Below are 24,947 nucleotides of genomic sequence, written 5' to 3' on the forward strand. Positions count from 1 at the left end.
CAAACTTTTCTACAAAGTTTGATATCGCGCAAAAACAACCGCGTCGATTTCCGTCATTGCAGGGTCATGGAACATATAGACACCCTCAAGGCTCACGGCCTCTTCGATGCGCGCGTGCCGCGCTACACTTCGTATCCGACGGCTGCGGTCTTCACCACGGATGTGCGCGATGATTTCCAAGCGCAATCGCTTGGCTCCCTTGATCCCGATGTGCCGGTCTCTGTCTATCTCCACATCCCGTTTTGCGAGCGGCTCTGCTGGTTTTGCGCCTGCCACACACAAGGCACCGTGACCCTCAGCCCTGTCGAAAGCTATGTCGGGACGCTGGAAGCCGAGCTGGAGTTGCTGCGCGCAACCTTGCCCAAGGGCATACGCATGGGGCGGCTGCACTGGGGTGGCGGGACGCCCACCATTTTGCCACCGCACCTGATCCACCGCTTGGCCAAGGCCGTGCGCGATGTCTTCCCACCTGCTGAGGACTTTGAATTCTCGGTCGAGATTGATCCGACCATGGTGGACCGCGCCAAGATCGACGCGCTGGCCGCCGAAGGGATGACCCGCGCCTCTATTGGCATTCAGGATTTCGACCCGCTGGTCCAAGCCGCCATCGGACGCGAGCAACCGTTCGAGGTTACCCGCGCCTGTGTCGAAGATTTGCGTGCGGCGGGGATCACCTCGCTCAACACAGATCTGGTCTACGGCCTTCCGCACCAAACCGAGGCGCGCATTTCCGACACCATCGACAAGGTCCTGACCTTCGCGCCGGACCGCGTGGCGCTGTTCGGCTATGCCCATGTTCCTTGGGTGTCGAAGCGGCAAAAGCTCATCGACGAGGACGCGTTGCCCGACGATCTGGCCCGCTATCATCTGGCGCAACTCGCCGCGGAGCGGTTCGAGGCCGCAGGACTTCCCGCCGTCGGCATCGACCACTTCGCCCGCCCCGGTGACGAGCTGGACACCGCGCGCCGCACAGGCCGTTTGCGTCGCAACTTCCAAGGCTACACCGCCGATACCTGCCAGACGCTGATCGGGCTTGGCGCGTCGTCCATATCGCGGTTCCCTAACGGCTATATCCAGAACGCCCCCGCTACGGCGGCCTATATCCAGCGCATCACGGCAGGCCAGCTAGCGGGCTCACGCGGATACGAGATGAATTTCGACGACCAGATCCGCGCCCGTGCAATCGAGCGCGTGATGTGTGATTTCAGGTTGGACATTGCGGACCTGCAAGAAGAGTTCCGCGCACAGGCGGCGAATATAGCATCGCTTTTACCGCAGGTCGCCGCCAAGTTTGACGGGCTGGTATCGCTGCAAAACCAATGTCTCGAGATCAAGTCCGAGGGCCGCGCGCTGACCCGCATTATCGCAAGTTGCTTTGATGCGCATGTTCCAGAAGGGGTGCGCTACTCCCGCGCGTCCTAGAGCGCGGACACGCCGATCACCACAGGATGCAGCCACAATAGTGTCGCGAAAGCCGCGACGCCAGCGGCGAGGCGCATCACCAGTTCCAGCCAAGAGCGCGGGCGGTAGAACCGCGGAGCCGTGCGGGTCGCATCGCGCAACGCCTGCCACCGATCCACGCCCATGACGCGCTGTTTGCGCCTGTCGATCAACAGGCGTCCGATGACGGCAAAGCCTCCAAGCGTGCCAAACAGGATCACATGGGCAAGGTCACCGTTTGGCAGCAAATGCAGCCCCGCCCAAAGGGCCAGCGCCAGCAAAACCGGATGGCGGGACCATCTGACAACGCCCGCCCTGGCCGGATCAAAATCGTCGTTCCGCGCCCCGCCAAAAGAAAACGGGTTAGGCCGCCCAAGCGACAACGCTAGGAGCAAACACACCGCCAGCATGCCCAGATGAACCGCGTTGCGATGCCACGGCATTTGGGGCCACAACACTTCGAACGGCGCCTGCCCTGCGGCCCAGACCAGCAAGGCCAGCATGGCAATGGACAGCGCTGAATAGGCCATCCCGAACCCCGCCGCGCCAATCCGCCCGACGATCCGCGACTTCACAGCGGGGCGCACGGGGATTGAATGGGTCACGAAGAAAGCCACAAAAACAGCTGCAAAGGCAGACCAACTCATGGCTCAGGCACCGTCTTTGCGGCGCAGCAACAGCGGCCCGTAGGCCACGGCGAAGCCGCCAAAGGCAACGATCCACAGCAAGCCCGAGATATGATAGAACACCGGCTCCCCTCCGGCGAACACTCGCGCGGCGACAGACCCGAACAGCGCCAGGTAGATAACCAGCGTCCCACCGCCCGCATGCAAATTTTGCCCCGTATGCCCCAGCGTCGCACGGGTCATCACCGCCAAGGTCATGGCCCCAATCGCGCCCGCCATCCACAGATGCTGCGCCGATTGCGTCAGCTCAAGGTCAGGCAGCACAATCGCCAGCCCGATGACAATCGCGCCCAGCGGAATGAAGGCATAAGCGACGTGTAGCACCCAGACCAAGGCCTCGCCGCCTGTGTGATGCCCTTTCCAGCGCACCACCCGCACCAGATGCAACGCACCCAACACCAGAAGCGCCAAACCAGTAACGCTGCTTTCCGGACGCAAAACCCATAGGAGCAATCCCGCGATACTGGCCAGCAAGACCCCTTTGTCGAACACCTGCATCGGCGGGGTCGGGCGTGCGTCTTTGCCCTCTCGGGCCAACCAGTTGCGAGTGAAGGACGGCACGATACGCCCGCCGATCACAGCAATCATCATCACCCCTGTGCCAACGCCCAGCCTCAGCCCGACGCCCTGCGCGGCAACTTCGCCTTGCGCGGCTTCGATGTGAAACAGCAGGTTCGCCAAGGTAAAGACCGCGAGCAGGCCCAGCACCATCAGGTTACGCCAGTTCTTTCCGGCGACAATCTCGCGCAGGATCACCGCGCCAAGGATAACGGGGAATGCCAGATCAATCGCAGGGGCGACGCCAGACGGTAGCAACTCCGAGAACAACACCGCCACACGTCCCGCCAGCCATATCCCGAACATCGCCGCCAGCGGCCAGCCAACCAAGGGCAGGCGTCCGGTCCAGTTCGGAACCGCCGTCAGCAGGAAGCCCGCCAGAACAGCGCTCAGATAGCCGAACAGGAACGCATGCGCGTGCCATGAGACGGAATCGAACCGTGTCGGTAGTGTCACCGCGCCCGATAGCGCCGGTATCCAGAGCAGCATCGCAAAACAGGCCCAAACCGCCCCGAACAAAAAGAACGGGCGGAAGCCGAAGCTGAACAGCGCCGGCCCTTGCCACGCGCGCATCTGCTCTGCGGATGAAGTTGCCATGCCGTGTTCCTTAGTCTGCGCTGCGGGCGTCTGCCGTATCCATAAGATTGCGGATGTGGCGGGCGAAATACCATGTGGCGGGAATGCCAATCACACAACCAATCGAGATTGACCAGAAGGCCGTCAGAACAGGCCCGCCGATCCAGCTGAAGATCAGGGAGGCGAAAAACACGTTCACCGCCATGGCCCCTGCCCCGAACGGGTAAAGGACCACCGCGATACGCGCAACGGACCAGCCCCGATCCGTCATTTGCGAGAGACCAGTCTATGCACCAGATACAGCGCCGCGATTAAGCCCAAACTGCCCATGGCGAACCAGAACTCTGCCGTGGCAGATTGCGCCTGAGGCATCGGGCGGTCAAATGAGCTGGCCCAAACGGGCATGGCCAACAGAGAAAAGAGAGGGGCAAGGATACGCATGTCAAACCTCCTGCGTGAGTGTGCGGTAAATGTCGGGCAAGGCCCGCGTAAGACGTTCAGGGTTGGGCAATAGCGCAAAGCCGCCGCGCCCGAAGATGCGTGCGAACCAGTCCTGCCCGTCCTCGTCGATGATGACGCCGAACAGGTTCTGCCCCGCGCGACGGGCTTCCTTGACGGCCATATGGCTGTCTTCGATACCATGCTGGCCTTCGTAGTGGTCAAGGTCGTTCGGCTTGCCATCGGTCAGTACGATCAGCAGTTTACGCGCGCTCGGCTCCTCGGCCAATTGCGCGCTGACATGGCGGATGGCCGCCCCCAGACGCGTATAGTGGCCGGGTTTCAACGCACCGATATTGTTGGTCACCTCGGCGTTCATCGGGGTATCGAACCCTTTGCAACGGGTCAGGAAAACACGGTCGCGGCGCAGGGAGGAAAAGCCCCAAACGCCCAGCCGGTCCCCCGCCGCGTCGATGCCAGCGGCCAGCGACGCCATGGCCTCACGGGCAACCTCGATCACCGAGGTGTCGCCAATCGCGGCTTCAGTCGAGCGCGACGTGTCGATAAGAAACGCCACGGACAGGTCGCGTTCAACCTGCCGCGCGCTTTGCCATATCCGGTCGGACCCGCGCCCTGTGGCCATCAGGTCCGCGCGTGCGGTTAGCAACGCGTCAAGGTCCAGCTCTGTGCCATCCACCTGACGCGGCTGCAGAATGCGGCGCGGGCGCAAGGCTTCGAACTGGCGGCGCACCTCGCGGATGCGGCGTTCGTTGGGACGGTAGCTGAAGGCCGGATCGGGCTGCGCAGGCGCATCCAACACGCGGCAATGACCGTCCATATAGCTGCGGCTGCGGTGGTTCCATTCGGGGTATGTGTGTTTCCCCGCCAGCGCCTCGTGATCTGCGTCAGACGGCGACAGGTCCAGATGCAACCGCAAGCGCGTTGCGGCCTTGCGGTCATGCTTCGACAGGACGATCTCGTCCTGATCGTCCGCCGCCTTTTGGGCGTTCTCGTCGTCATCATCATCCACGCTGCGGTTGATGTTCATCGACTCGACCCATGACAGGATCGACTCGAACCGGTGAATGATGAAGCTGTCTTTGCGGTTTTGCTGCTCCTGATCCTTGCGGCTCCCCAGTTTGCGAGTCGTCGTCGCGGCGTTGGGCGGCGGGGCGGCGGGGTCGGCGTGTTCCTCGCCCGCAGCAGCCCCCGAGCCGGCGGGCGCATAGCGCAGCCAGATCGGGACCGGCGCGAACGGCATGTAGCCGCGCGGTGTGTCGTGGGTCACCATGACAGGCGTCCCGCCGCAGAGCTGGTCGCGCAAGGCAGTCTCGATAACGCCTTCTTGTGCCGGACGCATCACGTCAGGTCGGTTGGCGGCGCAAAACCGCGCCATTTCCGTGTAGGCGGCGCACAAGCCGGGACATTTGGCATAGGCGCGGTCGGCGGCCTCTGCGTTGGCCCGTATCTGGGCGCAATCCAGCGCGGCCCCCTCGCCCGTCAAATCAAGCTCCGACACATCGGTCACGGCGGCCAGTGCAGTGAGCCAGAAATAGGCGGCGCGATTCAGTCGAGCCTCTGGAAACGCCGCGATCACAGGCGGCAGGGACAGCCGCTCTCCATCAAATCCCGCGACCCATTGGCGGTCGCGTTCGGCCCCCAGCTTGCGGCGCAGCGGCCGGCGGTGACGGGCAAGCGTCGCGGGCGCTTCACCCAGTTCGACACCCGCGTTGCCACCCAACGCGCGAAACAATACCGCAAGGCTGGGCCGGACCGAGGCGAGCGTGACGCCCGCCTCGGGATACATAACGTCAGCCCCGATCCCGCTGGCCATGTCATGCCACAGGTTGCCCACCGTTTCTTCGGGTTCCATGAGATCGAGGAGTTTCATCGCAATTATCCGTAGATGGTAGAGATCAGGTCGCGCAGCGCCTGACCAACGTCCGGCTCGTCGCTGAGCGGTTCGATAATCGCTGCCTCAAGAGCCTGATCAACCCCCATACCGCCCGCCATAAGCGTCGCCGCATAGATCAACAGACGGGTCGAGACACCCTCCTCCAAATCCATGCCCGATAGCGCACGGATGTGACCTGCAAGCCGGACCAGCGGCGCGACACGCCCCGCCTCCAACCCGCTTTCCTGCGAAACGACTGCAATCTCGATCTCGGGGGTCGGAAAGTCGAACGATACCGACAGGAACCGTTGCCGCGTAGACGGTTTCAGCCGCTTGAGCACGTTTTGATAGCCGGGGTTGTAAGATGCGACCAGCATGAAGCCCTTGGGGGCCACCAGCTCCTCGCCCGTCCGGTCGATCATCAGCGTGCGCCGTGTGTCGGTCAAAGGGTGCAGCACCACGGTGACGTCCTTGCGGGCCTCCACGACCTCGTCGAGATAGCAGATGCCGCCTTCACGCACCGCGCGGGTCAGCGGGCCGTCGACCCAGACGGTTTCGCCGCCTTTCAGCAGGTAGCGCCCGATCAGGTCGGCGGCGGACAAATCGTCATGGCACGCCACCGTGTAAAGCGGCTTGCCCAGCTTGGCTGCCATGTGCTCGACAAAGCGGGTTTTGCCGCAGCCGGTCGGCCCCTTCAAAAGAAGGGGCAAACCATTTTCATAAGCCGTCTCGAACAGGTCACACTCGCGAGCGGTCGCCTGATAGAACGGCAGTTGCGGGGTTGCTTGCATGTTCATCGCCTACTCTCCTGCAACGGGGTTCGCCGCGCCGGGTGTGATAACCTCGCTCTTACGGACAACTAACACGGAGTAGATGAACAGGATGGCACCAACAACAACCGCTATCCCTGCGCCAAAACGCATCAGATAGAAGATTGACAGCGCGTCCTGCACGTCCATGTAGTAGTCGCCCACCACCCGCTGCATGTGGGTCTGGATGGTGCCCGCAAAGGTTAGCACGAAGGTCATGAACGCCATGCCGCCCGTCATCAGCCAGAACGAAACCATATTTAGCACTTGGTTATACGGTTCGCGGTTGCGCAGCATCGGCATTGCGTAGGTAAACACCGCCAGGTTCAAGGCCACATAGGCACCATAGAACGACAGGTGACCATGTGCTGCGGTGATCTGCGTGCCGTGGGAGTAGAAGTTCACGCCATGCAAAGTGTGCAGGAAGCCCCAGACACCAGCGCCGAAGAAGGCCACGGTGCTGGACCCCAGCGACCAAAGCAGGGCCGCTTTGTTGGGGTGGTTCTTGCGCCCCTTCCAGACCATGACGAAGGCAAAGGTCATCATCAGGAAGAACGGAACTACCTCGAAGGTCGAGAAGATCGAACCAACCCACTGCCAGTATCCCGGAAGACCGATCCAGTAGAAGTGGTGACCTGTGCCAAGGATACCGGAAAATAGGGCGGTAGCCACGATAACATAGAGCCATTTCTCCACGACCTCACGGTCCACACCTGTCAGCTTCAGAAGCAGGAAGGCGAGGATTGCGGCCATGACCAGTTCCCACGTGGCTTCCACCCAGAGGTGAACCACGAACCACCAGTACATCTTGTCCAAGGACAGGTTGTCGGGGTTGATAAAGGCGAACACCCACAGAAGCGATAGCAGCCACAGGCCCATCAACAGCACGTTGGTGATGGCGGTTTTCTTACCCGCCAGCACCGTCATCGAGATGTTGAACAGGAAGATCAGCGCCGCGACGAGGATGCCGAACTTGACCCAGAGCGGTTGCTCCAGAAATTCGCGCCCGCCGTGGATACCCACGAGGTAGGAGCCGACCGCGCCCAGCGTGCCGATCATCAGGATCGCCAGTTGGATATAGGCCAGTTTGGTCGAGTAGATTTCTCGCTCCGACTCTTCCGGCACAAGGAAATAGGCTGCGCCGAAGAAGCCCAGCAGCAGCCAGACGATAAGCGCGTTGGTGTGGATCATGCGGATGATGTTGAACGGCAACAGCTCCGACAGGAAGTTGGGCGAGACGTAAATCCAGCCCGCGAGAAGGCCGCCGATAACCTGTATTCCGAACAGCGCCATGGCACAGACGAAATAGGCTAATGCGACTTTTTGAGATTGATATTTCATGATGTTGTCTCCTTAACCCGCGTCATTGGGCGGCCAGCCCTGCGTGTCGGTCTGATCTGCCCAGCGAAGGAACTCGGCCAAGCCGCGCATCTCTTCCTCGGTGATCTCGAAATATGGCATCTGGCGTCTGCCTTCGATGCCCGACGGTTGGGAACTCATCCAACCTTCCAGCGTCTCGTAAGCTGCTTCCGGGTCGTCTTGCACGTCCCAGCGGGTCATGACGTTACCAAGCTCGGGTGCGAAATAGGCACCTTCGCCATGCAACGTATGGCAGTTAATGCAGGAGTGCCGTTCCCACACGTGTTTGCCAAGAACCACTTCTTCGCTCAGTGGCATTCCGGCGGTTGATACTTGCACCACGTATTTGTGGCTGTGAACGGACATCGCAACAAAAACGACTACGAAGAACAATGAGCCTCCGTAGAAGATGTTGCGCGCCCGCGACTTGGTCAGGAATTCAGCCATTCTCGGGCCTCCTCTAGGTTCGGGATGATCAGGGCTTAACGCGCGCCGCGAACATCGAGTTTGCGCCAGCACAACGTTCCACGCGGAAAGGCCCGTAAAGTTGAGGAGGAAAGGACATGCGATGCCGAATAAGACGTTTGACGACCCGGATCTAACGCTTAAGGATTTGATGGCCAGATGGCCGCAAACGATCGAGGTCTTTATGCGTCACCGCATGGTATGTGTGGGATGTTTGATAAACCCGTTTCACGCGGTCATAGATGCCTGCGATGAATACCACATGGATTACGACGCATTCATCGAAGAATTACGAATCGCAATCGATTCAGGGGCAACATCGTAAACACGATAAACGGCGCAACGCGCGCCCTTTCCTAGAGCTGGCTCAAGATAACCAGCGCGTGAGGATCACACACCTTGATCCGCTTGCGTTGGCTTTCCACAAGCCCCTGTTTTTCCCACGCACTCAAAAGGCGGCTGACCGTATGCAGCGTTGTTCCGGTCAGTTCCGAAAAGTCCTGTCGTGTAATCGGGAAGTCGATCTCTATCCCGTCCGCTACTTTTCTGCCGGTTTGGCTAATTAACCTGAGCAGGGCATTGGCGACCCTCTGCTCTACATGCTGCGTTGCAAGCTCCATTATCCGCGTGTTCATCTCACCCACGCGCTGACCAACGATCTTATAGGTCTCGGTCGAGAAGCCTTCATAGTCAGTCACGAAGACATCCCACAAACGCATAGGCCAGCTGAGTGCGATGGATTCCGTCGCCGTTATTGCGGTGGCAGGATAGGTGTCGTGCCCCAACGCACGCGCCATACCAAAGAGCTGACCCGATGGGATATGAAGGGCAGTGACGCGTTCGCCAGTCGGCGAGATACGCACCACCCGAATGTAGCCGTCTAGAAGCAGGTAGAACCGCTCGGCAGGCGCACCTTCGTCGAACACGGCGACGCCCTCATCGAACCTCCGAGATACGGCTTGATCCAGAATTGCACGAATCTCACCTCTCTCCAGCTTGGAAAACGGCGGCAGGTGCGTCAGCAGGCTTTCGTCAAGCCGCGGCAGTGTTTTCTTGGGCGCAGAATCTGGCATGACGCCGTTCATGCCACAGCCTTCGCACGGCTACCACTCATATCAACCATTTTGTCGCAGGGTTACTCAAGCGGAAGTTTGCGCAAGCACAACTTCTGCACTGCAGAAACGGTTCACTATTAGGTCAAGCAATCACGCAGATCGAAAGGACAAGACAATGATCCGCAAACTGGCAACTGGCCTCGCACTCGCCGCTCTGATGGGGGGCGCTGCGCTTGCCGAAACCTTTGAAATTCAGATGCTGAACAAGGGTGCTGACGGCGCGCGGATGGTGTTTGAGCCTGCGTTCGTACAGGCGGCCCCCGGCGACACAATAAAGTTCATAGCTTCAAGCAAAGGCCACAATGCAGAGACCGCCAAAGGCATGTTCCCTGAGGGTGCCGAAGGATTCAAGGGCAAAGTCAACGAAGAACTTGAAATCACGCTGGAGACCGAAGGCGTCTACGCGGTGATCTGCAAACCCCACTACGCCATGGGCATGGTTATGACCATTGCCGTCGGCGATGTGGACGCACCCGAAGGCTTCCTAGAAGGCCGCGTTCCGAAAAAAGCTAAGAAGCGCTTTGAGACGCAACTCGGCAATCTGTGATCACCACCGATACCCGCGGCTAGGTCGGTACGGCTCTACCCGCAAAACCAGAACCCCATGGAGGGAAACATGACCAAATTTATCAACCCAGGCCTCAAGAAGACAAGCCGTCGCAATGTTCTGCGCGGATCGGTACTTGCTGGTGCCGCCGCACTGACAGGCGGGGCTGCAATAGCTGCGCGGCGTGGCCCACAGATGACCAAAGCCAACGAAACCTCGGCCAAGCTTTACAAGGCCGCCGCTGAAGTCAAAGTGAAAAGCACCGCAAGTGTGGCCGATCTTTCCGGCTACACCCGCGTCAAACAAGAATTGGTCGCCCCTCCTTTTGCGCCAGAACATGAACAAGTCGCTAAAGGTGGCCCAAAAATCGTTGAGATCACGATGGACACCACAGAACGTCTGATGGTCGTGGACGAAGATACCGGCGCTGAAGTCTGGGCACTGACCTATAACGGCTCGGTCCCTGGCCCGCTGATCATCGTACACGAAGGCGATATGGTCGAGCTGACCCTGCGCAATCCCGAAGACAGCCAAATGGAGCACAACATTGACTTCCACGCGTCCACTGGCGCGCTTGGCGGCGGCGGTCTGACCCACGTCTTCCCAGGCGAAGAAACAGTGCTGCGCTGGAAAGCCACGAAGCCCGGTTGCTTTACCTATCACTGCGCGCCGGGCGGGGCGATGATCCCCTACCACGTAACCCATGGCATGAACGGCGCCGTGATGGTGCTGCCGCGCGATGGCCTGAAAGACAAAGACGGCAATGCGCTTAAATACGACAAAATCGCCTATATCGGGGAGCAGGATTACTACCTGCCAAAAGACGAAGACGGCGAATTCAAGACCTATGAACTTGCTGGTGACGACTATGCCGACAGCCTCGATGCTATGCGGACACTGACACCCACGCACAGTGTTTTCAACGGCGCTGTTGGGGCGCTAACCGGAGAGAATGCGCTGAAGTTCAAAGTCGGCGAGACGGTCCTGATGATCCACAATCAGGCGAACCGGGACTCACGACCTCACCTGATTGGGGGGCACGGCAACTTTGTTTGGGAAACGTCCTTCAGCGACGCACCAATGACTGGTCTCGAGACTTGGTTTGTCAGAGGCGGCACCGCGATGGCTTCGATGTACACGTTCGAGCAACCCGGCGTGTATGCCTACGTGAACCACAACTTGATCGAGGCCGCCTTGCTGGGTGCCACTGCTCACTTCGTGGTGGAAGGCGACTGGAACAATGACCTGATGGAACAGGTTGTCGCCCCTCGACCCTTTGCAACCTGAGATCAGGAGTAAACGAAATGGCCATCGCTACCAAAAAATTGCATCTGCCCGCGTCGCTAAGACCGGCCCTTGCAGTGGTGGCGGTGGCCTTGATCGGGGCCGCGCTCATTCCTCGCGGCCCCGATCCCACTCTTCCGATGCCTGTCATGGCCAAAACACCGATTGTCATGCCTGACGGCAACACCTTCTATGCGCAACAATTCGAAGTCACCGTGGCGGAATGGAACGCATGTTTCGACGCCGGAAGCTGCGCTATCCAGTTGCGCGTGCGCAAGGGTTTCGACGCTTCAAATACACCCGCCACCGGACTAAGCTACGTGGACGTGAACCAGTACCTGACATGGATTAACGAGGGTACGGCGCATGAATTTCGCCTACCGACAGTTGACGAATGGAACCACATGGCGCACTCGGTTCTCCCTGAAGAGCCGGACCCGATTTTCACCGACCCATCCCTGACTTGGGCTGCCAGCTACCTGACCGAAGGCAACGCCCCGCGCGGGCTCAAAACCCAAGGAAGCTTCAGCACAAGCCCAGAGGGCGTCGCAGATCTTGATGGCAGTGTCTGGGAATGGACGCAGGAGTGCTACGCAGGTGCTGCCGACGGCCTAAGCGCTGACCGGTGCCCCGCGTTCTTTGTCGCAGGCGAGCACGTCGCAGCCATGTCCTACCTAATCCGCGATCCGGCCCGTGGTGGATGCGCAGTTGGCACCCCGCCTGCGCATCTTGGTATGCGGTTGGTCTCTGACTATCCTGCCTGACGCCCCTACTCCGCTGCGACCGGAGCAAACTCAATGCGACGGTTTTTCTGACGCCCTTCGGCAGTTGTATTCGGGGCAATTGGCTTGGTTTCACCGTAGCCCAATGACTGTACTCGTGACGCGGTAATACCCTTCGCCGCAAGGAAGGCGACCACCGAGGCAGCCCGCCGCTCGGACAGCGATTGATTTGCGCGGGCGGACCCGTAGCTATCTGTGTGACCGATGACTTGAACCTTCAGGTCAGGGCACCGACTAACAATATCAACAACATTGGCCAGCAACGGTACGCTTTCATTGCTCAATTGCGCCGAGGACGTTGCAAAATAGATGTTCCCCGTTCGCGACAGAATCTCAAAGCGACCGACGCAGGCCTCCTTGCTAAAGTCACCCTCTGGCTCCAAAGCCGCAGATGCGACGGGCACGGGCTCTGACGTTGGTGCTGGCGCAGAACTATCTAACGCTGCAAACACGATGTCAAAATTGACCGATGTGGAAGGTATGATTGTAACGCCAGCCGCCTCTTCCAGTTTTTTTAGACCACCCATCAAATCAAATGCCGCCAGATCAATGCTGATCGGCTCATAAGTTGCAACGGACACTCTCGTGTCATCCAGCAGGGTCAGCGCAAGCTGCGCTTCGATGGATTTTGTCACGCCGTGCAAATCAAGTGTGACCGGCAGGGTGATGACTTTGCGGCGCTCAGCACGCAATTCGTCAACCAAACGGGGCGACAATCGCGCTTTGACGATAGCTTCTGGATATTTGAACGACTCGAAGAACAAAAACCTCATTCGGACGTTACGCAGGTCAACCTTGGTATCAACGCTGTCCAGCGCTATGCGAATTTCCGCGGAGCCGTTGCCGTCGATTGCGCCTGTCAGGGTGGCAAAGCTAGATTGCTCAACCTTGGTCTGGTTTTTGATTGATTGAAATCCAATACGAGAATTCTCGGCATCCAACTGCCACCCTGCCCCGAACGGGCCGTCTGATTGCGCCAATGCTGGGGCGCACAACAAGCTCATTATCATGAAGGCAATATGGACGGGTCTTAGGCAATTGATGGTCATCGCAGGCTCCAATCATCGTAAAAATTATAGGCATCCACCTTCGGCCCAAGCTCGTAGTGCTTCTTTAAAAGGCCGGCCCAGTGGATGTTGAATGTTCAAACGGTGGACGTTTTCATCTTTGGTGTAATGCGTGGCTTGCGTACAAAGCGTAGCTTGTGTCCATTCATGGCACGTACTGCAGGTCTTATTTTTCCAGTATTCCTCTGGCAGTCCTTCAATTGGTGGAAAGACCGGCGAAGTCTTTAAGAGCGTGCTAAGACTGTAGCGCTCTAGAGTTTCCCCGAAACCCGAAAGCGGCTCGATGAAGGTGACCGCTCCGGACGCTGGTGCGTCACCGGTATCTGTTTGGGTGATTAGGGCTGCCAATATCACCAAGGCATCTAGATCAAATGGACTTCCCGGGAAATCCTCGCGAAACTGGGCAATCAACGCAGCATCGCCGGAATCCTTGATAACGTTCCAGCGATCCGCAGCCTCATCAGCCATGGCCGGAAAGCTCATGATAAGGGCGCAAACCAACGCGCAGCCCCATAGGGTAGTGAGACGAAAACGAGTGGGCATATCCGGCAGTCACTCCTGTAAAGAACTTAAGGCTAACGCACTCTGGGGCCAAACGGGCAACTATTCTACAAGATTTTAAAAAGCCTACCGGAACTCGCAACAGATTGCGCAGTTTTTTACGCCCGCCCAGAGGCATACTCTGGACGGGCATATTGTTTAGATCTGGGTTCTAGCGAGCGCTAATCCACCCACTCCCATGGACGGGTGAAGCTGCCAAGCACGTGATTAACGGCATCTTTTGTCACGTCTCCACGTTTGGCGACCTTCGCCACCAACCCGCGCTTCTTGTCTTCGGCAACTGAGACAACTTCGGCTGCAACGTCGGCCTTTTTGAGAGCTTGGTTATAGATCCGCGTGATCGCCATCTTGCGAAGCTCCGGCTTGAATATCTTGCCGACCGCGGTCTTTGGCAGTTCGTCCATCAACTCAATATATCTCGGATGCGCCGCGCGCTCATGAACCTTCTCTTTGGCAAAAGCCATCAATTCGTCGATGGTAGCCGTGCCGCCGTCGACAAGCTCCACATAAACGCATGGAATTTCGCCAGCATGGGCGTCGGGTTGCCCGATTGCCCCTGCGAAGCCGACATCGGGATGTCCGGCCAAGGCTTCTTCGATCTCGGCAGGGTCGATGTTGTGGCCACCACGAATGATCAAATCCTTGGCGCGGCCTGTGATCCACAAATAGCCGTCTGCATCCAGACGCCCCAAGTCACCGGTGCGCAGATACTTGTCGTCATAATACAGGTCCACGTTTTTGTCGGCCTCGGTATAGGTGTGGCCTTCGTAAACGCCGGGGTTGTGCAAGCAAATCTCGCCGATCTCGTCCACGTCACAGACCGATCCGTCGGCGACGCGGCGGATGGTGACATCTGTATACGGGAACGGAATACCGATCGAGCCGACCTTCTTCTCGCCCGACGGCGGGTTGATCGACACAAGGCAGGTCGCTTCGGTCAGCCCGTAGCCTTCAACGATGGTCACGCCGCAGGCTTTCTCGAACCGGTTATACAGCTCAACCGGCAGCGGGGACGAGCCGGAAAACGCGATATTCAGGCTGGAGATATCCGCATCAACAGGACGCTGCATCAACGCGGAAATCGCGGTCGGCACGGTGATCATGAAGGTCACTTTGTACCGCTCGATCAGCTTCCAGAAATTGTCGAACACCCCATCGCCGCGATAGCCTTGCGGGGTCGGGAAGATCACATGCGCGCCGGACGCGATCACCGACATCAGCACCACATGCGATGCGAACACGTGGAACAAGGGCAGCGGGCACATCAGCACGTCTTCTTCGGTGAACAGAAGCTTGCGCCCCAGCCAGCCGTTATAGACGACGCCGGAATACTTGTGCTGCGCCACTTTCGGCATGCCTGTCGTCCCGCCGGTGTGGAAGTAGAAGGCCACACGGTCGCCTGCGCTGTCTTCAAAAGCAAGCGAAGTGGGTTGCTTGTTCAGCTCGGCGCAAAAGTCGAGCACCTTGGCATGGTGAACTGCATGAACTTTTGGCCGGATAAACGGCACGATGAATTTCTTCAGGCCCGTCAGATAGCGCAGCAGGTCGATTTCCAGCACATGCTTCACATTCGGTGCATGTCCGACCGCTTCGGCGACTTTCTGGGCAAGGTCCGTTTTCGGGAACGCCTTCAGCGTTACTACGACCTTGGCGCCGGTTTCGCGCAGGATGGCGCTAATTTGTTCAGGTTCCAGCAGTGGGTTGATCGGATTCACGATCCCCGCGATGGAGCCACCCAGCAGCGTATATGCGGTCTCCGACGCGTTGGGCAACACATAGGCCACCACGTCATCCTCGCCGACGCCCAAGGAGCGGAACAGGTTGGCCGCCTGACAACATTTGCCGTGCAGCTCGTCCCATGTGAGCGTTTCGTTTTTGTCCGTTGGCCCCGATGTCAGCTGATAGGAGAACGCGTTGCGCTTTCCGAACTTGTCCTTCGTAGTGGTCAGGAACTGATACATCGTGCGTGGCAGGTTACGATCTTCCCAAGCACTTTCCGCTTGAATCGCGTCCCGATCCGCCTTGGTGGCGAAGTTTCCCATATTTTCCTCCCTTAGCGGCTCGTTATCGCGCCGTTCTTGTATTGAGCTTAAACGTAAAGGGAATAAGGCGTCGCGCAAGCCTAACGCGGCGAAACCGTGCATTTTTTGCCCCTAGTCTCTTCAGCACCTTCCAAGCGCGAGCGTTGAAGCGACGCAATCTACATTTTGCAGACCAAGGTTTAGCACCCTATAACATGAGATCATCTTATAGTTGGAGCGTATCAATGGACCTCACCTTAATCCGATCCTTTTTGGAGGTCGCAGCCACTGGTTCCTTCGTTGCCGCCTCGGAGCGGCTGTTCGTGACACAATCGGCGGTTTCATTGCGCATCCAGCGGCTTGAGGATTCGCTGGGCCGCCCGCTCTTTACGCGATCCAAGGCAGGCGCGGAGCTAACGCAAGCTGGCATAGAGTTCGAACGCTATGCGACGTCTCTTCTGCGTGTATGGGAAGAGGCCCGCCAGCAGGTGGCGATTCCAGAAGGGTTCACGCGCCGCTTGTTTATCGGCGCACAGTACTCGCTATGGCCACGCTTGGGATTTCGTTGGATCGACGCCCTACGCAACGCAATGCCCGACCTCAACATTCGTGCGGAATTGGGCTTGCCTGATCGAATGACCCGTGCGCTTTCTGAGGGCAGCATTCAGGCGGCGCTGCTGTATACTCCGCAATTGCGCCCGGGCCTTGTCGCCAGCAAAATCACTGAAGAAAAGCTGGTGTTGGTGGCGGGGTACCCGAACCCTACCCTAGATTTGGCCGACCGTTATGTCTTTGTCGATTGGGGCCCTGAATTCCTGCATGCCCACGCCGCCGCCCTACCGCATCTGACAAATACTGGGCTGACACTCGCACTTGGGGCGCTGTCAGCGGAATTCATCAAGCGGCGCGGACTAGCTGCTTACCAACCGGCCCGCTACGTCAAACGCGATCTGGATGCAGGAAATCTATGGTTGGTGCCTGACGCACCAAGCTTTCCCTATCCGGTCTACGCCGTCTGGCGCGAGGATGTGGAAGAAGGATTACGCGCGGAAGCAACCACCGCGCTAGAAGCGGTACTGGAAGAACTTTCCGGTGAGCATGACGAAGTTATGGAGGCATTGGATCATCTGTCCGACCACCACATAGACCACATGCCAACAGGGCTGGATGAAACGTAGATGCGAAGCAACTAGATTCATAACCAATACTCGTTTCATCTATGATTATTTTGAATTTTCCTTATCCGTAGCTATTCCCTATCTCCCTCCTCAGCAGAGATGCTCCCGATCCAAGGCTATGTTGCCAAAGGACGGGTCACCTTCTCAGGATAGGATTGATCCATGAACAACACACTGAAACTGGCTTCCGTCTCGTTGGTTGCCCTCATGCTGGCCGCGCCTGTCGTGGCACAAGGCACTTTGGTCGGAACCAAGGCATTGGACGACCGCATCGACGACATCACCGATGACGTCAACGAAGACATCGCACGCGGCACCGACGCGGAACGCTTTGGTGAAAACGGCGTAGCACAAGGCTTTCGCGGCTCTGTCGCGCTGACTGCATCCGGCACGTCCGGCAACACCGACACTGGTGAGCTTTCTGGCGCAGGCCGTTTGTCCTATGGCATCGGTGACTGGAACCACTCCGCAGGCTTCGCGATTGAATACGGCGAAGCAAACGGCCTGAAAAACGAAGAGAAGTTCTTCGCGACCTATGAAGCGAGCCGTTACTTTACACCCAAATTCTATGTATTTGGAATCGGCCGCTATGAATATGACGGCTTCTCGGCTCCTGTTGTGGCCGGTGGTGCTCCTGTAGCGGGTAACGCAACTGATGCGTTCATCGGTTTTGGTCCCGGTTACCGTGTCCTCAACTCCGAGCAGCAAGCTTGGCGCGTTCAAGCAGGCCCCGGGGTTCGCTACACGAAAGACTTCGCCGGCGTGACGGAAACCGAAGTGGGCTTCATCGCGTCATCTCGTTACTACCTCAAGCTGACCGACACCATGTCGCTGACCAATGACACCGACGTTCTCGGCTCATCCGCGAACACCGTGGTGTCCAACGACCTTGGCGTGAACTTCAAGATGACGGACGCACTGTCGACCCGGGTTTCCTACCGGACCGACTATAACTCCGACCCGGCAGTCGGTCGTAAATCGACTGACAACACTCTGGGCTTGTCGCTCGTACTGGGTTTCTAGAACCGCGCGTATGGTTCCCTCGGCGGTTTGTGCACCTCACCGACCGAGGGCGTCCAAACGGAAAGGGACGGCCAATGGCCGTCCCTTTTTTCATGTCTCGCTTGGCTGATATTACCCTTGAGGAATCCGGAGAACTTGACCTGGGTAAATCTTGTCCGGATGGGTCAGCATCGGCTTGTTGGCCTCGAAGATTTCCTCGTAGCGCGCGCCGTTACCCAATGCCTTGGCAGAGATGCCCCAAAGGGTATCGCCCTTCTTGACAGTGTGGAACACTGGGTCGCCGCCGGCCACCTCGTCTTCAACCTCGGCCACGCCTTCGACGTTGCCCACCGCCAGAATGATTTTTTCCTTAATCTCTTGGCTCACTGCGTCGCCGGTCACTTTAACCTTGTCGCCCTCCACCGAGATGTCCAACCCGGACGCGTCCAGTCCCAGATCGGCGATTTCTTTTTGCAGAGTCGCTGCATCCGGCTCAGCCGCTTCAGCGGCCCCGAACAGCGATTTACCAGCGTCTTTTACAAAGCTCCAAAGCCCCATGTCGTATCTCCCTTTTGTGACATAATAGGTTGGCAAAGACGATGAGCCGCCCGGAGCCATTTGGCAAGCCACCAGTTGCGGGGAATTATTCTGCGACAGGCGCTATTTGCCTACGAGTAGCTATCCGTGAGTAAACCGTGAAATGCCTATTTGGGGCGGGACTCCCGAGGTGATCTCGTTAATCTTCTTTATCAATAAGTTAACGAACAGAAGAGATTAGAGATGAAAAAAGTTGTTTTCATAGTCGTGACGATGCTCGCCTCGGCCACTGCACACGCTGACCAAATAGCCACGCCCACAGGTGTCAGTGGTTCCGAAATTGTGAGCCATGGTGGCGGTTGCCGTAAGGACTCACCACGAGGACAGTGCTGTCACGCGGGCTCAAAGCCCTATCACTGCCACTAACCGATCACTACGGGATAGCGTCGATTTACTCCGCCGCGATCCCAGCCGTGAATTGGAGCTTTGCCAAACGGGCGTACAGCCCTTCCTGCGCGACCAAAGTGTCATGAGTACCGGTGGCAACGATGCGACCATCCTCGAACACCACGATCCGGTCGGCTTTCTTAACCGTCGCCAGACGGTGTGCCACAACCAGCGTCGTGCGATCGCGGCTCAAACGCTCAACCGCTTGCTGCACCAAGGCTTCGCTCTCCGCGTCCAGCGCCGAGGTGGCCTCGTCCAGCAAAAGGATCGGCGCGTCCCGCAATATGGCGCGGGCAATGGCAATACGCTGCTTTTGCCCGCCCGACAGCATCACGCCCCGCTCGCCCACATATGAATCATAGCCGTCCGGTAGCCTGCTCAGGAAGTCATGCGCGGCGGCGGCCTTAGCGGCCTCTTCCACCTCGGCGTCCGTTGCGTCGGGGCGGCCAAAGCGGATGTTCTCGCGGGCGGACGCAGCGAAGATCACCGGATCTTGAGGCACCAGCGCGATATGGCGGCGGAAATCTTCGCGCGCCATGTCCCGCAGGTCGCGCCCGTCCAGCCGGATCGTACCGCTTGTCGGGTCATAAAAGCGCAACAGCAACTGGATAATGGTGGTCTTGCCCGCGCCCGATGGTCCGACAAGGGCAATGGTCTCGCCAGGTGCGACGTCCAGTGACACGCCATCCAATGCGGCAATGTCGGGCCGCGCAGGGTAGCGGAAGGTGACGTTCTCGAACTGCACCGCGCCGGTCAGGTGGTCCACGGCGGCAGGGGCCTGCGGGTCTTTCACCGTGTCTTCAGCAGACAGCAATTCGACCAAGCGCTCGGTCGCTCCGGCGGCGCGTTGAAGCTCGCTCCAGATTTCGGACAGGGCGGCCACGCCGCCTGCCACCATGATCGCGTAGATCAGGAACTGCACCAGTTCACCGGCCGTCATAATGCCCTCGCGCACGTCGCGCGCGCCGATCCACAGCACACCAACGACGCCAGTGAACACGAGGAAGATCACGATCACCGTCATCACGGCACGGGTGCCGATCCGCTTGCGCGCCGCCTCGAACGCCGCTTCGGTGAAGCCTGCGAACTTGACGCGTGACGGGGCCTCGTTGGTGAAGGCCTGCACGGTTTGCACCGATAAAAGCGCCTCGGACGCGTTGCCGGATGACGCGGCAATCTGGTCCTGGTTTTCGCGCGACAACACGCGCAGACGGCGACCCAGCACGATGATCGGGACGATCACCGCAGGCACGATAAGCAGAACAAGTGACGTCAGCTTGGCGGATGTCAGTAGCATCAACACCAAACCGCCGATTAAGATCAACAGGTTACGCAGCGCAATCGATACGGACGAGCCGATAACCGACAAGATCAGCGTCGTGTCCGTGGTAATCCGTGACAGTACCTCGCCGGTCATCACGCGCTCGAAAAACTCCGGCCCCATGCCGATGGTCTTGTCAAATACGGCGCGGCGGATGTCGGCCACCACACGCTCGCCCAATCGGGTCACCAGATAGTAGCGAAATCCGGTCCCGACCGCGAGTAGCGCTGCAACAGCCAAGGCCGCGCCGAAGTATTGGTCCAGCAGTGCTGCCTCGTCGGTGCCGAAACCGTCGACCACGCGGCGCACAGCCATTGGCAAGACCAACGACACGCAAGCCGTAAGGGTAAGGGCCATGGCGGCAGCGATCATCAGGGGCAGATACGGTTTCATGAAGGGCCACAAGGCCCCCAGCGCGCCAATCCGCTTGGACTTTTCGCGCTCCGCTTCGCTGCCAAGTGCCTTTGCCATGATGCCTCCGTTTATCGTCGGCATGGCTTACCGGAGGGGCGCGGGGGCCGCAAGCGCCCAGAGGCCGCACCTCCTACAAGGCTTTCAGCCTCGGGCGTTCGTATCTGGTTTTGGTTCTTCGTCAAACGCCAGCAGGGTGATCTTGCGTCGCGCCCGCATCTTGGACGGCGTCATGCCGTATTCATCCTTCACGGCCTTGGACAGCGTGTTGACCGAGCCGAAGCCCGTCGCCACTGCAATATCTACCATAGGCATCAGGGTTTCCTCGATCATCGTCCGCGCCCGTTTGGCCCGCAGCTTTTTGTAGAACCTCGCGGGGCTGTCATTGAACACCTTGCGAAACACTCGCTCCAGATGGCGGGTCGACAAGCCGACCTGCGCGGTCAGCTCCGCCATGGGCATGGGCTCGGCAATGGTATCCTCCATCAGCCGGATCGCTTGCGTCACATGGATGTCGAACAGACCCTCATTGTCGGCAATATCTTTGGGTTGCTCCGCATCGCTTTTGCGGATCGTGTGCAACAGCAGCCGGTTGCCAAGCTCCGCCACATGCGGGGCCTGTAGCTGCGACGCGATCAGGCCGATGACAAGTTCCGCCGTCGCCCCGACCCCCGCGGCTGTGATGATGCCGTCGCTGTTTTCGGAAAACCGCGTGGTCAGGTTCGGGTGGTAGCCGCTTTCTTCCAACGCGGCGATGTCGCGCCAATGGGTCGTTACCCCGCCCGCGGGCTGGGTGGTGGATTTGATATAGACCGTGGCCGCATCCGACAACAAAACCACCAGCCGCGCCTGACGCTGCATGGCCCGCGCCCGCGCCAGCCAAGCGGGCTTGTCGTCCTGACGCCCGCCCACGACGATCATCACGTCGGAAAAGCCGTAATTCACAATCGCGGGTTCCGCCCGCACCATCATGCCAGACGCCCCCTTCACCAGCCCCGGCGCGTCCGAAACATAGCGCCACGAGAACCAGTCTTCCGCCAGCGTGTCGTTGGCCTGCGCCAGCGTGTGGGTGATCGCTGACAGCTCCAACTCGGAAAATCCTGCCGTCACGTACAGCTCGAACATGCGTCGCGCGGAGGTCCCCGCGGCGTTCGGTGCCGGATCTGTGGGCAGGTGGCCTCCCATGGCGTCCTTCTTCTAACAGGTTGGAAACTATGTAGGACGTTTCGCGCCTTATCGGCAACCGCGCTCAAGCTGGCGCTGGACGGCGGGGCGCAGTTGGGGTCAGATGGCGGTCGCAGAGACAACAAGGAACCGGTAGAATGAGAGGCGCAGATCTTTTAGTGCAAACGCTGGCAGCCGCAGGCGTCACCCGCATCTTTTCGCTGTCGGGCAACCAGATCATGCCGGTCTATGACGCCTGCTTTGACGCTGGCATCGAGATCATCCACACCCGCCATGAGGCCGCCGCCGTGTTCATGGCCGAAGCCTATGCCCAACTCACTGGCACCGTCGGCGTCGCCATGGTCACCGCTGGCGCAGGGGCCGCAAACGCTTTAGGGCCACTGTTCACAGCGTCCGAGTCGGAAACCCCTGTACTGCTGCTCACCGGCGACTCGCCCCTTGGCCAAGACGGCAGGGGCGCGTTTCAGGAACTCGACCAAGTGCCGATGACCACCCCCGTCACCAAGCTGTCCTTCCGCCCGACCCGTGCGACCGATTTCGGCATCGACACCGCCTGCGCGTTGCGTGCAGCGCTGTCGGGCAGGTCCGGCCCCGTGCATATGGCCCTGCCCTTTGATCTGGTCGACGCGGACGCAACGGGCGGCGTGATCCCTACTGCGCTCGGAAAAGAACCGATGCCCCTGTCCGATGCCGACCTCCAAACCCTCACGCAGGCCATCTCCAAGGCCCAGCGCCCGCTGATCCTGTGCGGCCCCGCGATGAACGACGCCCGCAACCCCGGCAAACTCGCCGCGTTGCAGGACGCCCTCGGCGCGCCCGTGATCGCCATGGAAAGCCCGCGCGGGCTGAAAGACCCGGCGTTGGGTGATGTCGGCATAGCCTTGGCGCAGGCCGATTTGATCGTCACCTTGGGCAAGCGCATCGACTTTACCCTCGGGTTCGGTGGCACAAATGTCGTCGATGCAGCCTGCGACTGGATCGTCGTCCAACCCTGCGCGACCGAGCGCGACCGCGCCCACCGAAACCTCGGCACTCGCCTTCAAGCCTGCTTCGCAGCCGACCCGCGCGACAGTATCGACGCGCTTGTCGGCGCGGGCCAAGGCGGCCACGACACATGGCGCAAAGAGGTCGCAAACCACATCGCCGCCCGCAGCTTCAGCGAGCGCGACACCGTGCTGTCCGGCAAAATCACACCCGCCCAGCTCTGCGCCGCCGTGCAGCGGCAACTCGACAAGGCCGAGCACTCGATCATGATCTGCGACGGCGGCGAGTTCGGCCAATGGGCGCAAGCCGCCACGAATGCCGACCTGCGGGTGACCAACGGCATCTCCGGTGCCATTGGTGGCGGGCTGTGCTACGGGGTCGGTGCCAAATGCGCCCACCCCAACGCCACTGTTTTCGCCCTGATGGGCGACGGCACGGTCGGCTTTCACTTCGCCGAGTTCGAGACCGCCGTCCGCGCGGGCCTCCCCTACGTCGTCGTCATCGGCAATGACGAGCGCTGGAACGCAGAGCACCAAATCCAGCTGCGCGACTACGGCCCCGACCGCCTGATCGGCTGCCAACTCAGCGGCGCTCGCTACGACGAGGCGGCGATAGGCTTGGGCGCGCATGGCGAACACGTCACGGACGTGGCCGAGCTCGACGCCGCCCTCGACCGCGCGGTGCAAAGCGGCAAACCCGCCTGCGTCAATGTCCAGATCGAGGGCCTGCCCGCCCCCAGCGGGGCCGCGCATTAGTCAAGTGTGAAGCCTTTGGCCTTGATGAAAGCGCCAAAATCCGCCCGCTCCGGCAGGCTGTATTGCCGCGCCTTATCCATCGACCACGTGTAAGCGTCACTGGTGCCATAACGCTCCGCACTACGCTGCGTACGGTAGGGCTGCACCTGCGCGCGATGGGCATCGTACGCTGCTACATCCGTCGCAACATCCTCGCTGAACCGGTCCACATGCACTGTCGCCCGTAACGGCAATCTCGGGCTGATCTGCCCCTTACCTGAGGGATACCCCAACGCCAAAGCCGCCACCGGAAACACATGCTCCGGCAAGCCCAACAACTCGCTCGCCTCCTGCGCATGGTTGCGGATGGTGCTGATCGGGCAGCAGCCCAGCCCCGCCGCCTCCGCCGCGATCACAAAGCTCGCCAAGGCAATCCCCGCATCCACGCTGGCATTGAAAAACGCGTCCAGATGGTCGTTGGCGAACGCGAGCCCCTGCATCTTGTGCACCTGCCGCTGGCGGCGGTTGTTGGCGCAAATGACCACCAAAGACGGCACCTCCGCAATCCACGCCTGCGGCGAGACCAACTCCACTAACCGCTCTTTCAACGCCGCATCCTCGACGATCACGATGTCGCGCTGTTGCAGGTCGCTTTTCGATGGCGACGACAGGGCCACAGCACTGAGCGCCCTGAGCACCTCCAACGGAACCGGCTCGGGCAGAAACGCCCGACACGACGCCCGCCCCGCGATGCCTTGTAACACAGGGTTGTCCTGCAATTCCTCTGGCACTTCAGGGGCATCCATGAACCGCGCGGCCAGAGCGTCGGACAGCCCGTTAGTCATGGTGCTTCAAAACCGCCTGCACCGCTGGTCGCGCTTCCATTCTTGCGCGATGCGCCAAAATCTTCGGAAACGCGCTGTCATCCACGCCATCGCCCTTCAGCCACCGCGCCACCAAGAACAGATACGGATCACAAACCGTATATTGCTCGCCCATCACCCACGGCCCTTGCAGATAGCGCGCCTCGATCAGAGCCGCACACTCCGTCATGTTCTGCGTCACCTTTGCCCGCATCGCCTCCTGCGAGGCCGCATCATCCGACCACCGCGCCCCACGGTGCTTATGCGCGTGGGCCACATGTACCGTCGCCGCCAGATACAGGTTGAACTCTTGCGCCTGAGCGAAGCCGAACGGCGTGTCGGGGATCAACTTAGCTGCCCCGAACACCTGCCCGATATAGGCCAGCAGCGCAGGGGTTTCGGTCAACACGCCGTCCGGCGTGACCAGCGCGGGCACGCGGCCCTTGGGGTTAATCGCCAGATACCCCGGCTGCAAATGGTCCTTGTTAGCGAACTCCAGCAGGTGCAAATCGTACCCTGCCCCCGCCTCTTCCAATGCGATATGGACCGGCAAAGCCGCGGTCCCCTTGGCGTAATACAGCGTCAACATTGGCGTCCCTTCCCCAAATTATCACCCGACAATAGCGTCAGGGCCGCATTTGGAAAGGTGTATGGGTTGTAATTATAACTTACAGAATGGGTAA

At 59.6% G+C, this 24,947-nt stretch carries 25 protein-coding genes; 8 read left to right on the plus strand and 17 right to left on the minus strand.

The genetic code is table 11. From position 1 onward, the window contains the following. Positions 1–66 precede the first annotated feature (66 nt). The gene (hemN, locus tag BCF46_RS06595) at positions 67–1,422 is read left to right on the plus strand and encodes an oxygen-independent coproporphyrinogen III oxidase (protein ID WP_121022919.1); all 1,356 of its coding nucleotides are present in this window, start codon (positions 67–69) and stop codon (positions 1,420–1,422) included. Here the strand turns inward: hemN and BCF46_RS06600 are convergent. The 8 genes from BCF46_RS06600 to BCF46_RS06635 are packed head-to-tail and all read right to left on the minus strand — an operon-like array spanning position 1,419 to position 8,207. Further along, on the minus strand, positions 1,419–2,087 hold the full coding sequence (locus tag BCF46_RS06600) for an NnrU family protein (RefSeq protein WP_121022920.1): 669 nt from the start codon (positions 2,085–2,087) through the stop codon (positions 1,419–1,421). The genes hemN and BCF46_RS06600 overlap by 4 nt on opposite strands. Before the next feature lie 3 nt (positions 2,088–2,090). After that, a complete protein-coding gene (locus tag BCF46_RS06605; RefSeq protein WP_121022921.1) occupies positions 2,091–3,281 on the minus strand; it encodes an NnrS family protein in 1,191 nt (396 codons plus the stop codon). 10 nt (positions 3,282–3,291) lie between these two features. After that, entirely contained in the window at positions 3,292–3,531 is a 240-nt protein-coding gene (locus BCF46_RS06610; RefSeq protein WP_121022922.1) for an NnrT protein, read from the minus strand. Further along, positions 3,528–3,701, minus strand: coding sequence for a protein NnrT (locus BCF46_RS06615; protein ID WP_121022923.1), 174 nt, complete (start codon positions 3,699–3,701; stop codon positions 3,528–3,530). Before BCF46_RS06615 ends, BCF46_RS06610 begins: the two co-directional genes overlap by 4 nt. A 1-nt stretch (position 3,702) precedes the next feature. After that, positions 3,703–5,589, minus strand: a complete 1,887-nt coding sequence (locus BCF46_RS06620) for a nitric oxide reductase activation protein NorD (RefSeq protein WP_121022924.1) — start codon at positions 5,587–5,589, stop codon at positions 3,703–3,705. 5 nt (positions 5,590–5,594) lie between these two features. Beyond that, the gene (locus BCF46_RS06625) at positions 5,595–6,389 is read right to left on the minus strand and encodes a CbbQ/NirQ/NorQ/GpvN family protein (RefSeq protein ID WP_121022925.1); all 795 of its coding nucleotides are present in this window, start codon (positions 6,387–6,389) and stop codon (positions 5,595–5,597) included. Between the two features lie 3 nt (positions 6,390–6,392). Continuing rightward, on the minus strand, positions 6,393–7,742 hold the full coding sequence (locus BCF46_RS06630; protein ID WP_121022926.1) for a cbb3-type cytochrome c oxidase subunit I: 1,350 nt from the start codon (positions 7,740–7,742) through the stop codon (positions 6,393–6,395). A gap of 12 nt (positions 7,743–7,754) precedes the next feature. Then, positions 7,755–8,207, minus strand: coding sequence for a c-type cytochrome (locus BCF46_RS06635; protein ID WP_121022927.1), 453 nt, complete (start codon positions 8,205–8,207; stop codon positions 7,755–7,757). Positions 8,208–8,328: 121 nt separating this feature from the next. On the opposite strand from BCF46_RS06635, the gene BCF46_RS06640 reads away from it, so the two are divergent. Next, positions 8,329–8,550 carry a DUF1858 domain-containing protein gene (locus BCF46_RS06640; RefSeq protein ID WP_121022928.1) on the plus strand — a complete coding sequence of 74 codons (222 nt, stop codon included), beginning with the start codon at positions 8,329–8,331 and terminating at the stop codon, positions 8,548–8,550. Between the two features lie 31 nt (positions 8,551–8,581). Here BCF46_RS06640 and BCF46_RS06645 read toward each other — a convergent pair whose 3' ends face one another. Beyond that, complete coding sequence (locus BCF46_RS06645) at positions 8,582–9,298, minus strand: Crp/Fnr family transcriptional regulator (RefSeq protein WP_121023283.1); 717 nt, start codon at positions 9,296–9,298, stop codon at positions 8,582–8,584. Between the two features lie 157 nt (positions 9,299–9,455). Between BCF46_RS06645 and BCF46_RS06650 the strand changes: the two genes are divergently transcribed. The 3 genes from BCF46_RS06650 (at position 9,456) to BCF46_RS06660 (ending at position 11,935) form a co-directional block, all read left to right on the plus strand. Continuing rightward, positions 9,456–9,887, plus strand: coding sequence for a pseudoazurin (locus tag BCF46_RS06650; protein ID WP_121022929.1), 432 nt, complete (start codon positions 9,456–9,458; stop codon positions 9,885–9,887). A gap of 69 nt (positions 9,888–9,956) precedes the next feature. Next, positions 9,957–11,174, plus strand: coding sequence for a copper-containing nitrite reductase (gene nirK, locus BCF46_RS06655; protein WP_121022930.1), 1,218 nt, complete (start codon positions 9,957–9,959; stop codon positions 11,172–11,174). 17 nt (positions 11,175–11,191) lie between these two features. Next, positions 11,192–11,935: a formylglycine-generating enzyme family protein gene (locus tag BCF46_RS06660; RefSeq protein WP_121022931.1), complete on the plus strand. Its 744-nt coding sequence runs from the start codon at positions 11,192–11,194 to the stop codon at positions 11,933–11,935. Positions 11,936–11,940: 5 nt separating this feature from the next. Here the strand turns inward: BCF46_RS06660 and BCF46_RS06665 are convergent, their stop codons facing one another. The 3 genes from BCF46_RS06665 to BCF46_RS06675 form a co-directional block, all read right to left on the minus strand. Beyond that, complete coding sequence (locus BCF46_RS06665) at positions 11,941–12,963, minus strand: OmpA family protein (RefSeq protein ID WP_245989882.1); 1,023 nt, start codon at positions 12,961–12,963, stop codon at positions 11,941–11,943. Between the two features lie 63 nt (positions 12,964–13,026). Further along, complete coding sequence (locus BCF46_RS06670; RefSeq protein ID WP_121022933.1) at positions 13,027–13,488, minus strand: hypothetical protein; 462 nt, start codon at positions 13,486–13,488, stop codon at positions 13,027–13,029. A 254-nt stretch (positions 13,489–13,742) separates the two neighbouring features. Beyond that, complete coding sequence (locus tag BCF46_RS06675; protein ID WP_121022934.1) at positions 13,743–15,623, minus strand: acyl-CoA synthetase; 1,881 nt, start codon at positions 15,621–15,623, stop codon at positions 13,743–13,745. 224 nt (positions 15,624–15,847) lie between these two features. Here BCF46_RS06675 and BCF46_RS06680 point away from each other — a divergent pair, with 224 nt between their 5' ends. Together BCF46_RS06680 and BCF46_RS06685 are read left to right on the plus strand one after the other, a co-directional pair. Then, positions 15,848–16,780 carry a LysR family transcriptional regulator gene (locus tag BCF46_RS06680; protein ID WP_121022935.1) on the plus strand — a complete coding sequence of 311 codons (933 nt, stop codon included), beginning with the start codon at positions 15,848–15,850 and terminating at the stop codon, positions 16,778–16,780. 162 nt (positions 16,781–16,942) lie between these two features. Further along, positions 16,943–17,803 (plus strand): DUF481 domain-containing protein, encoded by an 861-nt coding sequence (locus tag BCF46_RS06685; protein WP_121022936.1) that lies wholly within the window; start codon positions 16,943–16,945, stop codon positions 17,801–17,803. 111 nt (positions 17,804–17,914) lie between these two features. On the opposite strand, the gene lysM is transcribed toward BCF46_RS06685, so the two are convergent. The 3 genes from lysM to BCF46_RS06700 all read right to left on the minus strand — a co-directional run bounded on the left by lysM (position 17,915) and on the right by BCF46_RS06700 (position 21,683). Further along, complete coding sequence (lysM, locus tag BCF46_RS06690; protein ID WP_121022937.1) at positions 17,915–18,340, minus strand: peptidoglycan-binding protein LysM; 426 nt, start codon at positions 18,338–18,340, stop codon at positions 17,915–17,917. 430 nt (positions 18,341–18,770) lie between these two features. Further along, positions 18,771–20,558 (minus strand): ABC transporter transmembrane domain-containing protein, encoded by a 1,788-nt coding sequence (locus BCF46_RS06695; RefSeq protein WP_121022938.1) that lies wholly within the window; start codon positions 20,556–20,558, stop codon positions 18,771–18,773. 84 nt (positions 20,559–20,642) lie between these two features. Next, a complete protein-coding gene (locus BCF46_RS06700; protein WP_121022939.1) occupies positions 20,643–21,683 on the minus strand; it encodes a GlxA family transcriptional regulator in 1,041 nt (346 codons plus the stop codon). Between the two features lie 137 nt (positions 21,684–21,820). On the opposite strand from BCF46_RS06700, the gene BCF46_RS06705 reads away from it, so the two are divergent. Continuing rightward, the gene (locus tag BCF46_RS06705; RefSeq protein WP_121022940.1) at positions 21,821–23,422 is read left to right on the plus strand and encodes a thiamine pyrophosphate-binding protein; all 1,602 of its coding nucleotides are present in this window, start codon (positions 21,821–21,823) and stop codon (positions 23,420–23,422) included. Here BCF46_RS06705 and BCF46_RS06710 read toward each other — a convergent pair. Beyond that, on the minus strand, positions 23,419–24,246 hold the full coding sequence (locus BCF46_RS06710; protein ID WP_121022941.1) for a nitroreductase family protein: 828 nt from the start codon (positions 24,244–24,246) through the stop codon (positions 23,419–23,421). The two genes, BCF46_RS06705 and BCF46_RS06710, sit on opposite strands and share 4 nt — an antisense overlap. Beyond that, positions 24,239–24,853: a glutathione S-transferase family protein gene (locus BCF46_RS06715; RefSeq protein ID WP_121022942.1), complete on the minus strand. Its 615-nt coding sequence runs from the start codon at positions 24,851–24,853 to the stop codon at positions 24,239–24,241. Before BCF46_RS06715 ends, BCF46_RS06710 begins: the two co-directional genes overlap by 8 nt. Positions 24,854–24,947 lie beyond the last annotated feature (94 nt).

The organism is Litoreibacter meonggei (assembly GCF_003663885.1).
Classification (GTDB): Bacteria; Pseudomonadota; Alphaproteobacteria; order Rhodobacterales; family Rhodobacteraceae; genus Litoreibacter; species Litoreibacter meonggei.